Raw genomic sequence first — 13,434 nt, 5'->3', positions numbered from 1 at the left:
GTACTACCACGGCAAAGGAAGGAACGTATTCAGAGGGGGTGCCCCTTCAACCCCCCACCAAACCAGACTAATCGTTAACATGACAAAAATAAAAATGAGTGAATTGACAAACCTTTTGCTCAATTTTAGCCGACGTGAAGGATGTAATTCTGTCCGTGTAGGAAGCGAACCCGCTTCGGGGATCGATTCTTCCGTTGAATTTGGCGTTTTTTTGGAGCGTGATGGTGCCCTTTGAGGAAGTACTGGACTTTCCAGTTTTTCTGTATAAGGCTTGCGCTGTGATCTAGGTAAAGAAACGGAAGTAATTGGTGTGATTCCGCCAACCTCAGCAGCTGCTGCCGTTTCAGCAACGATGCTTACTTGAGAAGCCACCTGACGCTCGGATTTCTCTTTTTTATCCGATTGACGATGGCGCTGACTGCCATATGTCTTCATTCTACTTAATGGCTGATTCATGATCCCCTCCGAAAACGTATCGCTAATCCGGACACCAAATCAATAATAAAGTGACATAGTATAGGCGCCCATAATGTGCCGGACTGCAAGTAAATCCAACCCAATCCATAACTTGAGACAAACACCCAGCCTGTTGGAATCCAGTGTCGCAAATAACGAATATGGATAACTGCAAATAAAATACTTGTCCAGTAAGGACCGATGGCATGCTGGATGGCTCCACGGAATAATAATTCCTCACACACAGCAACAATGGCTGCTATACATACAATGTGCCAGATCGGACGCCCACGGAACAACATCTCGTTAATTCCACCGTCATCCATGCTTTCCTGAGGTATAACATACGACAGTACCAAGTCCATAACAAGCATAACGCCTGCAAGACCAAGACCCCACCATATAAATTGGTAATTGTCAGGCCATGCGAGTACATCTAACAAGTTTCGTTTCTGCAATAAGATCCACACAACTCCGATAATCAGTGTCAGACCTTGTGTAAAGTATAGATTGATTAAAAGCAAACGCTCGGTAAGCTGCTGTGGCTCAGCCTTCTGAATCTTGAACTTGGGAAACTTGAATTTTTTCATCGGATGCGTCTGTCCTCTTGAGTTAAATTTGATGGATAACAATTACGTTGTCCAATCGGATAGTATACTAAATGATAGCCAAAAAACCAAATAGGTTCAAGGCCTGCCCCAAGTCCTGGTTTTGTGTCCGTGTCATTACTTCATTAAAGCAGTAAAATCCGATTCATCAAACAGCACATATTTCATCTTCTTGTAGTATGTTCAGTAACTATTGTATTGCTTATAATGGCTTTGTTTATATATGAACCGCAAGACATCTGCAAAACAATTTAAAACATTTAAGCCTATTGACATGCTCATGTCAGCCATGATACATTATGAAAAAATTAGTCACGTTAAACACGATGATGGAAAAAAGACGTTGCTTCGTCTTACAGAGAGCCGATGGTAGGTGTGAATCGGTGGCAGGCAAATGGTCTTGAGCGCTCCTGAGTTATTGCATTGAAATTGGAGTAGGTGCAATCGGTTTAGACCCGTTATCCTCTTCGGTCTTCATTGACCGCTAAGACTGTCGTTGCGAAACGGCGGTGAATTAGGGTGGTACCACGACAACTCTCGTCCCTTATTGCGCAAGCAGTATGTGGATTGAGAGTTTTTTGATTTATTTTAAAGGATATCTGTGGGATCACTCTATTTGTTTCACCTTCCCCCTCTGTTGCGACACCGCGTTGTTGGGCGGAAGAATCAATCTGGTTTTAAGGAATACCTCTTCGCTGAGGTCAGACCTTGACGATATAGATACACATACCTAAGGAGGAAGAAACCATGTACAAAGTGTTAGTGTCGGACCCAATCAGTGATCTGGGTATCCAGCAACTGGTGGATGCAAATGATGTTGTTGTTGAGAAGAAAACCGGTCTTAGTGAAGATGAACTTGTTGCCATTATTGGTGATTATGATGCCCTCTTGGTTCGCAGCCAGACTCGTGTTACAGATCGTATTATGACGGCTGGTACCAACCTTAAGGTGATCGGACGTGCAGGTGTTGGTGTAGATAACATTGATCTGGAAGCTGCTACACAGCGCGGTATCATCGTTATTAATGCACCTGATGGCAATACCATCACAACCTGTGAGCATACGTTTGCCATGATGATGGCATTGGCACGACACATTCCTCAGGCATATGCCAAGACTATTCAGGGTACGTGGGATCGTAAAACCTTCCTGGGTGTGGAATTAAGAAATAAAACGCTCGGTGTACTGGGTATGGGACGGATCGGTAGTGAAGTTGCCAAGCGCGCCAAAGCATTCGGAATGGACATTCTTGCTTACGACCCGTTCCTCACGGAGGAGCGTGCCGAGAAGCTGCAAGTGAAGTTGGCTAGTGTAGATGATATCATTCGCAATGCGGACTTCATGACCGTGCACACGCCATTAACACCGGAAACACGGCATATGATTTCACGTCCACAATTCGAAGTGATGAAAAAAGGCATGCGTATCATCAACTGTGCTCGTGGTGGAGTTGTAGATGAGATGGCACTTGTCGAAGCCATCGATCAAGGTATTGTTGCTGGTGCAGCATTTGACGTATTCGAAAGCGAGCCGCCAGCCGCTGATCACCCGTTCCTGAATCACCCTAGCATTATCGTTACGCCTCACCTTGGTGCGTCCACAGTAGAAGCACAAGAGAACGTGGCTATCGATGTGTCGGAACAGGTGCTTCACATTTTGCGTAACGAACCGTTTAAAAACGCAGTTAACATGCCGGCTGTTGCACCAACCGTGATGAACAAATTGCAGCCGTACTTCAAACTGGGTGAAACGTTGGGTAGTTTTGCAGCACAGATTACACAAAATGCAGTGCAGGAGATTCGTATCGACTATGCTGGTGAACTTTCTGAAGTAGATACTTCTCCTCTCACACGTTACATTGTGAAAGGGATTCTCGCCAGACATTTGGGTGGGGAAGCCAACATCGTTAACTCCATGCATCTGGCCAAAATCCGTGATCTGAATGTGGTTGTAAGCCAAACCTCAGCAACTAAAGGATTCACTAACCTGATTACCGTAACATTGGTTACAACTCAGGATGCTGAGGAACGTCGTGTAGCAGGTACATTACTTGCAGGTTATGGAGAGCGTATTGTTCGTCTGGACAAATTCCCGGTAGATATCGCACCGGAAAGTCATCAAATTTTGATCTCTCACAACGATAAACCAGGTATTATCGGACGTGTAGGAACCCTGCTTGGACAAAACGATGTCAACATCGCATCCATGCAGGTTGGACGTAAAATTATTGGTGGTGCAGCAATCATGATTCTGACCGTAGATAAGGCTGTTCCAAAAGATGTGCTTGTGCAGCTTGCTGCGCTGCCTGAAATCAATACTGCTGTTGAAATTGTTCTGGAATAATCAAATATATTCCTATATGTAAAAGGAAAGACGGGCCCCTCGTGGTCCCGTCTTTTTTCGTGTACCCGCTGAAATATCGGTGAAGAAGTTTGCAAACAAAATATTTGTGGAATTGAAAAAGGGGTGCCCCTCAACCCCATATGAACTCCGCTTCTTTTGGTCAATGGAAATAGTCTTAATACGTAATCGAACTATTAACTTAACTGAATAATGTTTAGTGTAGACCCCGGAGGAGACAGAACGGCTGCGCCAACAAGCCCGAATAATTGTAACTGTATTGTAGAACCAGCGGTAACGGTAACCATAAAGTCAGACTGCAGCTGGCTGAGAGAAAGTGCTGGAGATACCACACTCGCTGGAATTGCTGCACCGTTAAGTAAAACCCGAGATTGGATAGCAAGCGCAGCTGTCAGATTTATCTTGTATGAGATATAGTAACGACCTGCATTGGTCAGTGTAAAGGTGTCATTTGTCCCATTGACGGTTATACCTGTGCCAATATTTTGGTTATTCGGTAATGGAACGAGTGTACCACCCAATATTACAACAATCGTACCATTAGTGTTCTCAGCAAAAGCCGAGTTAGATGTTACAGATGTTCCGGTTGCACCAGTTGCTCCAGTTATACCTGTCGCTCCGGTTTCACCAGTCGCACCAGTAACTCCAGTACTTCCCGTTACGCCGACTCCTGTGGCTCCTGTTCCCCCAGTTGCACCTGTTGCTCCCGTACTTCCCGTTATGCCGACTCCTGTTGCTCCCGTTATACCTGTGGCTCCGGTTTCCCCCGTCGCACCAGTAACTCCAGTACTTCCCGTTACGCCAACTCCCGTTGCCCCCGTTATACCTGTGGCTCCGGTTATACCTGTGACTCCTGTTCCCCCAGTTGCACCAGTTACTCCAGTACTTCCCGTTACTCCAACTCCCGTGGCTCCTGTTATACCTGTCGCTCCGGTTTCACCCGTCGCACCAGTAACTCCGGTACCTCCTGTTACGCCGACTCCCGTGGCTCCTGTTATACCTGTGGCTCCGGCTTCACCCGTGACACCAGTTACTCCAGTACTTCCCGTTACGCCGACTCCCGTGGCTCCTGTTATACCTGTGGCTCCGGTTTCACCCGTGACACCAGTTACTCCAGTACTTCCTGTTATGCCGACTCCCGTTGCTCCGGTTACGCTTATTCCCGTTGCTCCAGTCAATCCCGTTACGCCTGTTGCTCCTGTTTCGCCTGTAGCACCAGTACTGCCTGTTACACTTACTCCTGTGGCTCCTGTTATCCCCGTCGCCCCAGTCAACCCTACAAGACCAGTCGCTCCTGTTTCACCAGTTGCCCCGGTTCCTCCAGTTACTCCGGTTGATCCCGTTACGCTTAGTCCCGTGGCTCCCGTAATTCCAGTCGCCCCTGTTAACCCTGTAAGACCAGTCGCTCCTGTTTCACCGGAACTTCCTGTCACTCCAACTCCAGTTGCACCCGTCACACCAGTTGGGCCTGCTCCAGCGATCAACGTGTAATCTGGTGAAGTCCCCGGCGTCCCCGTTGGTGATGCCACATTCGCAATATACGTACTACCGTTAAACGTTACAACCTGGCCAGCTGGATACGTTGGGGCTACGGCTGGATCAAATGGTACGATACCACTTAAACCTACGCCTGTCGCTCCTGTGACTCCGGTACTTCCGGTTACTCCAACGCCAGTTGCACCGGTCACACCTGTCGCTCCTGCTCCAGCGATCAACGTGTAATCTGGCGATGTGCCCGGCGTTCCGGTTGGCGATGCCACATTCGCAATATACGTACTACCGTTGAACGTTACGACTTGACCCGATGGATACGTTGGAGCTACGGCTGGATCGAATGGTACGATACCACTCAAACCTACGCCGGTCGCTCCTGTTACGCCCGATGCTCCTGTAGCTCCGGTACTTCCCGTTCCACCAATGCCGGTTGCTCCTGTAACTCCCGTTGCGCCTGCGCCCGCTAGCAATGTGTAATCCGGTGAAGTCCCCGGCGTTCCCGTTGGTGACGCCACATTCGAGATATACGTACTGCTGTTGAACGTTACGACTTGACCCGCTGGATACGTTGGAGCTACGGCTGGATCGAATGGTACGATACCACTTAAACCTACGCCTGTCGCTCCCGTTACCCCTGATGCTCCGGTAGCACCCGTGCTTCCCGTTCCACCAATGCCGGTTGCTCCTGTAACTCCCGTTGCTCCTGCGCCCGCTAGCAATGTGTAATCCGGCGATGTGCCCGGCGTTCCGGTTGGTGATGCTACATTCGCAATATACGTACTGCCGTTGAACGTTACAACTTGGCCGGCTGGATACGTCGGGGCTACGGCTGGATCGAATGGTACAATGCCACTCAAACCTACGCCTGTCGCTCCTGTTACGCCCGATGCTCCGGTGCTCCCGGTTACTCCAACGCCAGTTGCACCCGTCACACCTGTCGCTCCCGCGCCAGCAAGCAACGTGTAATCCGGCGATGTGCCCGGCGTTCCCGTTGGTGACGCCACATTTGCAATATACGTACTACCGTTGAATGTTACAACTTGACCCGATGGATACGTTGGAGCTACGGCTGGATCGAATGGTACGATACCACTCAAACCTACGCCGGTCGCTCCCGTTACGCCCGATGCTCCGGTAGCACCCGTGCTTCCCGTTCCACCAATGCCGGTTGCTCCTGTAACTCCCGTTGCGCCTGCGCCCGCTAGCAATGTGTAATCCGGTGAAGTTCCCGGCGTTCCCGTTGGTGACGCCACATTCGCAATATACGTACTGCCGTTGAACGTTACAACTTGACCCGCTGGATACGTTGGGGCTACGGCTGGATCGAATGGTACGATACCACTCAAACCTACGCCGGTCGCTCCTGTTACGCCCGATGCTCCTGTAGCTCCGGTACTTCCCGTTCCACCAATGCCGGTTGCTCCTGTAACTCCCGTTGCGCCTGCGCCCGCAAGCAACGTGTAATCTGGTGAAATCCCCGGCGTTCCGGTTGGCGATGCCACATTAGCGATAAACGTACTGCCGTTGAACGTTACGACTTGACCCGCTGGATACGTTGGGGCTACGGCTGGATCATATGGCACGATACCACTTAAACCTACGCCGGTCGCTCCTGTTACGCCCGATGCTCCGGTGCTTCCGGTTACTCCAACGCCAGTTGCACCCGTCACACCCGTTGCGCCTGCTCCAGCGATCAACGTGTAATCTGGTGAAGTCCCCGGCGTTCCCGTTGGTGACGCCACATTCGAGATATACGTACTGCCGTTGAACGTTACAACCTGACCCGCTGGATACGTTGGGGCTACGGCTGGATCATATGGCACTAGGCCTGTCAGTCCCGCCCCGGTTGCTCCCGTTACACCTGATGCTCCTGTGGATCCTGTAGGTCCTGTAGGTCCTGCACCTGCAAGCAATGTATAGTCTGGAGAAGTACCTGGCGTACCCGATGGCGAAGCGACATTTGTAATATAAGTACTGCCACCAAACGTGACGATCTGTCCAGCTGGATATGTTGGGGCTAATGCGGGATTGAATGGCACGATGCCACTTAATCCTGCACCTGTGGCTCCAGTAACACCAGTCGCCCCCGCAGCAGCGATTAATGTGTAATCCGATGAAGATCCCGGTGTTCCTAGAGGACCAGCTACACTCGTAATGTAAGTACTACCGTTATACGTAATTACTTGACCTGCTGGATAACCCGGGGCGAGCGCTGCATTAAATGCCACGGCTCCTGTCAAACCAGCTCCGGTTGCTCCCGTTGCTCCATTGGTTCCACCCGACAGTAAAAGAGTGTAGTCTGGAGAACTTCCTGGTGTACCCAAGGGACCGTTTACATTAGCAACATAAAGACTACCCTCGTAGCTTACTACTTGACCTTGAGCATAAGTTGGTCCCAGTGCAGGATCATATGCAGTAATATTGTTCAAGCCAACACCAGGTGCTCCTGCAGGACCCTGTGCTCCCTGTGGACCAACTGGGCCAACCGGTCCTACTGGTCCAATTCCTCCGGGTGTTCCAGTGGCCCCTGGCACCCCAGGGACTCCCGGGACACCTGGTACCCCAGGGACTCCTGGCACTCCCTGTGGACCGGCTGGTCCGGTAATCCCTCCAGTTCCAAGAGTTGTCGTGGCCCGGCTTAGTGATATGGAGATCGATCGAATTAATCCCACAAGTTTATCTTTTTCTGCAGGAGGTACTTCCAGAAGCAGCGTCACACTTAACAAGTCATCCAGTAAGTTTTGCAAGTTACCTGCGAGATTAATAAGAGGAACAGGGACAACCTCTGAACCTGCAATCGTTAATTCCAATACGGCTTGTAATTCTGCCTTTACTCCGGCACGAAATCCGGATTGATTTACAAAACTAAGTAACTGGCGTAATGCGTTCTGCAAAGACAGTATATTGGCTGAAGTCGGCTGACTGATTACAGCAGGAATAGCCACAGCCAATGAACGCAGTATGGATTCAAACTGCTCTAGTTCGCTTGTGGTTATTGGAATAAACGGAGAGCCCGCTCTAAAAGATCTGCCTTCCAGAAAAGCTTTAATATTGACCCTTTTTCGATCATCGGACATGCTTAACTCAATCCTCCTCTATCTTGCTTGCTTTTCAAGCTTATGTCACATAGGAAGGAAAATTATCTTGGACACTCTTTTTAGTCAAAAAAAGACCATTCATGTTCCACGTTGAACAAGATTAAACGGTAGTCTTCAACAAAAAAACACCCTCCATAAGGGGGTGTTTCCGCACTTTTTGTATGAAATTCAGGCTATTTCGATGAATCCAAAGGAAATTGCAAAATAAACTCTGTTCCTTCGCCAAGCACACTATTGACGGTAATCATGCCTTGATGCGCATCAACAATATTCTTCACAATCGCTAAACCAAGCCCCGTACCTACACTTTCTCCCCGAACACGAGCCTTGTCTGCTTTGTAGAATCGTTCGAAAATAAATGGCAAGTCGGATGAAGGGATACCTACACCCTGATCCTTCACAGAAACTCTGACAAATGGAGCACGAAGATAAGTGACACGCTCGGCTGAGATCATTACATTTTTGCCAGTAGGCGTATGTCTGAACGCATTATCCAGCAAATTCGTAAATACTTGCTCAAGTCGATCCTCATCTGCCTGTTGAAGTTCAATGGTTGGTTGTTCAAACTTAAATTGTAGTTGAATTCCCTGTTCTTTTGAACGCACCGAGAACTTCCGATATACACGTTCAAGTAGTTCTCCGAGGTCAACTTCTTTCATCACCATGTCCGTGTGTCCAGCTTCCATCCGCGCAAGATCAAGCAAGTCTTTAACCAGTCTGCCCATCCGGAGGGACTCATCATGAATGACCTGGATCAGTTCTTCGCTCTCTTCCGGTGAGGTAGCCATGCCGTCCAAAAGGGCTTCACTGTAGCCTTGCATCATGGATAGCGGAGTTCGTATCTCATGAGATACGTTAGCCACGAAATCACGCCGCATTTTTTCCAGACGCACTTCTTCTGTTACATCTCTTAAGACAGCCACAGCCCCTCTAACAACACTGTCAGCATACAACGGTGCCATCTGAACAGACCAAACACCTTGCTGTACATGAACATTGGAGTTCTGGTCCCCACCTTGCTCCATCACCATTCTGAACAAAGGAAGAAGGGGCTCAGGTACATCACGCGAAGTCTTGTCAGACTGCTCGGATTCTTGTCCTTCGTCCATTTTTGCCCAATCGAGATCATACCATGCCTGCATGATCTTCTCTCCTGGCGGATTCGTCAGAATAACTTTGCCTTCACCATCAAATGTAACCACCGCATCGGTCATGCTGCGAAGCACACTCGCCAAATGTTCCTTCTCATGGTTAAGGTTTCGAATATTATCTTCCAGTTGGGCAGCCATATGATTAAATGTGTTGGCAAGTTCACCAATCTCATCACTCGTTACCAGGGAGAGACGTGTTCCGTAGTTCCCTTTGCGAATCGCATTGGCTGCCTGAATCAATTGCTGCATGGGCTGCGTTATTTTGGTGAATAGAAACAATGCAAAAAACGTGGTTAAACTGAATCCAATAATACAGATATAGGTAAACAACCGCTTAATATCTCTGGATTCGGATTCTGCAAAGTTCGTATCAATGTAGGGCAGCAAAAAAAGACCCAGCGCTATAAGTACACAACCCACAAGGCAGATAATAGTGATCCATAACTTCCCGACCAGTGATCTCCAGAAACTAAAACTACTTCGGTACTTCCAGTTTATAACCCACACCCCACACCGTCGTAATCATGGCCGCCGATTCAGGCGATACCTTGTTAAGTTTCTCGCGAAGACGCTTCACATGCGTATCCACGGTACGAAGATCGCCAAAGAATTCGTAATTCCATACATCTTTGAGCAATTCTTCTCTGGAGAAAACTTTGTCGGGAGATGTTGCCAGGTAGTGCAGCAATTCATATTCTTTTGGTGTAAGACTAATCTCTTCGCCACCAGCGGTTACCCGGTGGGCATCATGCTCAATAACCAGATGCGGGAACACGATGTTGTTACTCGAATTGCTCTCCTTGGAGAGATAAGCTGTCGCGGAAGCTCGACGCAAAATCGCTTTGACGCGATAAATCACTTCACGCGGGCTGAATGGTTTTACAACATAATCATCAGCGCCAACTTCGAAGCCTTGAACGCGGTTAATCTCTTCACCTTTTGCAGTGAGCATCAAAACAGGTGTTGATTTCACCTGACGAAGACGGGTACACACTTCAACTCCATCCATACCCGGCAACATCACATCAAGCAAAATCAGCCCGTAGTCCCCTGCTGTTGCTTTACGCAGTGCAGTTTCCCCATCCTCAGCTTCATCGATTTCATAACCTTCTTTTTCAAGATACATTTTCAAAAGCCTGCGGATTCTCTCTTCGTCATCCACGACCAGTATTCGATTCTCATGTTCAGCCATGCCTCTCCAGCCCCTTTGCAATAACTCCTCATCACTTCTATTATGTTCGATCTGGCGAACAATATTTGAATACCCTTTAATAAAAAGGTACGTTTGTGTTTCCCGCTTCTAAACTCAACCTTTGCAATGCGAGTCTGTCCTAGTCCGCTCCAGCATAAGAATGTAATCCAGCAATGATCAGATTCACCCCAACTAGCGTAAACATGACGACCAGGAAGCCAAGAACTGCAAGCCATGCAGACTTCTGACCTTGCCAACCTCTGGATAAACGCAGATGCAGATACACACTATAATATAGCCATGTAATCAATGCCCACACCTCTTTAGGGTCCCAACCCCAAAAGCGACTCCAGGCAATCTGAGCCCAGATCATGGCAAAAATTAATGCTCCCAGCGTAAATATCGGAAAACCAATGGCAATCGCACGATAACTTATCTCATCCAGATCATCGGCATCAATTCCATCCATCATTGGCTGTAACGCTTGTCCAAGTGGTCTGCGCACAAGAAGTCGTACAATTCCATACAGGATCAGACCTACAATAAGTGACCAAACCACCGTATTCAGCTTACGCCCGGCATTTACCCCGTTCATCCAGGAAGGCGTCTCAAGTAAAGGTTTTTTCATGCCAAGAAACGGTGTCATGCTCTCCACTTCGCTATTATATGGTGCAAAAATCGGAGGCATGCGATAAATCACTTTCTCTATTGTACTATTTTCCTGTACCTCTGTGTCAATGCTGACCGTTTTCTGTACAAAAACCGCCTCGTAACCAGCTGTACGAAAGGCAAATACCGTTCCGATGAATCCGATGACTACAACGATCGTAACCAGGGTGAATTCAACCCATCCTCGTTGACGTCTTGAAGATTTGTCCTTACCACTGAAATCAACAGTACGGAGCAAATACATGAACCCTGCGGCAAAACCCACGGCGAAGAATGCTTCACCAAGCGCCGCCAACGTCACGTGAATTTTCAGCCAGATGGACTGAAGCGCCGGGATTAATGGCTGTACCTCCTGAGGAAATACAGCGGCGTACGCCATAATAATAATGGTAAGTGGTAACGCAAACAAACCCAGTAATGACTTGCGGTATATGGCATATACAACAATAAATGCAACCATAATCATCATGGACAGAAAAGACATGAACTCATACATGTTACTAACCGGGATATGACCTGCCCCAGCCCAACGGGTTACAAAAAATACAATATGTGCCGCCAAGGCGACAGTCGAAGCGATAAAAGCTCTTTTACCCCAGCGATTCATATGGTCCAGAGGATCACGATTACTCCATTTTTTGCCCATGACTGCGACAGCATATAACAAGAATGCAGCACAATAGAGAAAGAAAGATACGATAAATGCGTCGCTGCTGAAATCCAATAAATTCATGCCTGGTTCCCCCCGTTATCCAACGACTTCTCTTCCACTTCCAGATTCATCTGTTTCAAGACGGCCGCAACTTCACGCCTGAAGCCAAACCAGTTTTTGTTGGTATGTCCACCCAAGGTGAGCTGTTTATCATCAAAACGAATCCAGATGCGGCGATGATGCCAATAAAAACCCATGACCAGACCCAGCATAACAATACCGGCTCCTACCCACACAAAAGGCATTGCCTTATCCACTCTTATATTGAGATAACTTACGGACTGAATAATATCAACCTTGTCCATGCTGTCTACTTCCAGCTGTAGAGGAATCTCAGCTCCAATCAACTGTTGGTTAATCGCATCTTGTTGAAACCGTTGTTTGTCAATCTGCTTCGCAAAGTACAGATATTGTATCCCCTCTTCGGGCAGATCCGGTCCCTTGATGAGAAAGAGAAAAGCAGGTGCATTAGGTGAAGGCGATTTTGATTTGGGCTGACCATTCTCATCCAATCCAAAGTCCATAAACTTTTCTTTTACCGTGAGCTTATAAGGACCAGCTTCAAATGTTCTTTGGGTATCTACCATATCAATCTTAATTGGCCCATATACTTCACCCGTCTTTGTATTGACCAGATCAGGCGTTACGGACCGAATGGTGGGTGTTAGATCATAATCAAACTGATATGCTTTCAGACCGTTATAATTCAATGGATGATTCACGCGTACATCATGTCTGGCCACCTCAGCTAACTGAGGTTTCTTCGAAAGATCCGAACAGTCTGCTGTACATTCATACAAAACAACTTTTGTTTCGAACAGTTTCGGAACGGTTTTATTGAGGTTACGGAATTGCTCAGGTACTTCTTCCTCACTGTAGAATTCAACATTGAACTGTTCATTTTGCAGATACATCGATGTATTCGGGATCTTTTTGATCTCACCTTCAGGAAAAGCGACGTGCTCGTCCAGATTCAGACCTGGAAGCCCTCGTGCGAGTACCGCCAGCAAAAATATAATGAGTCCAATATGGATGACATATGGGCCCCATCGACTGAATCGCTGTTTCTCTGCGAGTAATGCATCCCCCTGGGTGTGCACGCGGTATCCTTTCTTTTTCAACGGCGTAACCGCTTTCTTAATCCAGTCTTCTGGTGCCTCTTCGATGGTACCTTGGTACACCAGACGCTGTCTTGTCAGAAATTGCGTATGTTTACGTATTCTCTGTTTATTCAGTGCTTTGTAGAGCGGTAGGACGCGATCCAGACTGCATATCACCAATGATGCCCCAATCAGCACCAGCAGTAGAATAAACCACCAGGATTCGTATGTATGGGATAAACCCAACAGATAATAGATATGACCCAACTGACCGTATGTTTCTTTGTAATAGACGGAAGGATCAATATTCAAGAATGTACTTTCTTGCGGATAGATTGTACCAAGCATAGAACCTACCAGCGTAAAAACAATCATATAGACGGCAATTTTGACGGATGAAAAAAAGTTCCATATGCGGTCAATGATGTTGGGATTACTACGCTGTGAACGGCGCGCCATGCCATCATAACGCATTTCCAGCACTTCATCCGATTTAGCTTCAGACTCCAGTAACGGTTTTCCACATGCTTCACATAGTACAGTGCCAACCGGATTCTGGTGTCCGCACTCACATTTGGTATTTTGGAACACGA

General features: G+C 47.8%; 8 protein-coding genes and 1 other annotated feature. Of the genes, 1 reads left to right on the top strand and 7 read right to left on the bottom strand.

Annotated elements, in window-relative coordinates:
• Positions 1-3: 3 nt before the first annotated feature.
• Both NSQ38_RS16495 and NSQ38_RS16490 read right to left on the bottom strand, forming a co-directional pair.
• Positions 4-456, bottom strand: a complete 453-nt coding sequence (locus tag NSQ38_RS16495; RefSeq protein WP_338587619.1) for a hypothetical protein — start codon at positions 454-456, stop codon at positions 4-6.
• Positions 453-1,046 carry a type II CAAX endopeptidase family protein gene (locus tag NSQ38_RS16490; protein ID WP_338587620.1) on the bottom strand — a complete coding sequence of 198 codons (594 nt, stop codon included), beginning with the start codon at positions 1,044-1,046 and terminating at the stop codon, positions 453-455. The genes NSQ38_RS16495 and NSQ38_RS16490 overlap by 4 nt, the downstream gene beginning before the upstream one ends.
• 335 nt (positions 1,047-1,381) lie before the next feature.
• Positions 1,382-1,612, top strand: a binding site (T-box leader).
• A gap of 199 nt (positions 1,613-1,811) precedes the next feature.
• Here NSQ38_RS16490 and serA point away from each other — a divergent pair.
• Complete coding sequence (serA, locus tag NSQ38_RS16485; protein WP_076209897.1) at positions 1,812-3,407, top strand: phosphoglycerate dehydrogenase; 1,596 nt, start codon at positions 1,812-1,814, stop codon at positions 3,405-3,407.
• A gap of 194 nt (positions 3,408-3,601) precedes the next feature.
• Here the strand turns inward: serA and NSQ38_RS16480 are convergent, their stop codons facing one another.
• The 5 genes from NSQ38_RS16480 to NSQ38_RS16460 all read right to left on the bottom strand — a co-directional run bounded on the left by NSQ38_RS16480 (position 3,602) and on the right by NSQ38_RS16460 (position 13,432).
• Positions 3,602-7,996, bottom strand: a complete 4,395-nt coding sequence (locus NSQ38_RS16480) for a collagen-like repeat preface domain-containing protein (protein ID WP_339782966.1) — start codon at positions 7,994-7,996, stop codon at positions 3,602-3,604.
• Positions 7,997-8,190: 194 nt separating this feature from the next.
• On the bottom strand, positions 8,191-9,588 hold the full coding sequence (locus NSQ38_RS16475; RefSeq protein ID WP_253501426.1) for an ATP-binding protein: 1,398 nt from the start codon (positions 9,586-9,588) through the stop codon (positions 8,191-8,193).
• Between the two features lie 55 nt (positions 9,589-9,643).
• Positions 9,644-10,360 carry a response regulator transcription factor gene (locus NSQ38_RS16470; RefSeq protein ID WP_036607918.1) on the bottom strand — a complete coding sequence of 239 codons (717 nt, stop codon included), beginning with the start codon at positions 10,358-10,360 and terminating at the stop codon, positions 9,644-9,646.
• Between the two features lie 139 nt (positions 10,361-10,499).
• Positions 10,500-11,762 (bottom strand): cytochrome c biogenesis protein CcsA, encoded by a 1,263-nt coding sequence (gene ccsA, locus NSQ38_RS16465; RefSeq protein ID WP_074095662.1) that lies wholly within the window; start codon positions 11,760-11,762, stop codon positions 10,500-10,502.
• Positions 11,759-13,432 (bottom strand): cytochrome c biogenesis protein ResB, encoded by a 1,674-nt coding sequence (locus NSQ38_RS16460; protein ID WP_074095663.1) that lies wholly within the window; start codon positions 13,430-13,432, stop codon positions 11,759-11,761. The genes ccsA and NSQ38_RS16460 overlap by 4 nt, the downstream gene beginning before the upstream one ends.
• Positions 13,433-13,434: the final 2 nt, after the last annotated feature.

This window comes from Paenibacillus sp. FSL R7-0313, assembly GCF_037969885.1.
Classification (GTDB): Bacteria; Bacillota; Bacilli; order Paenibacillales; family Paenibacillaceae; genus Paenibacillus.
Note: the sequence above shows the minus strand (reverse complement) of the source record. Positions and strands in the feature narration are given on the sequence as shown.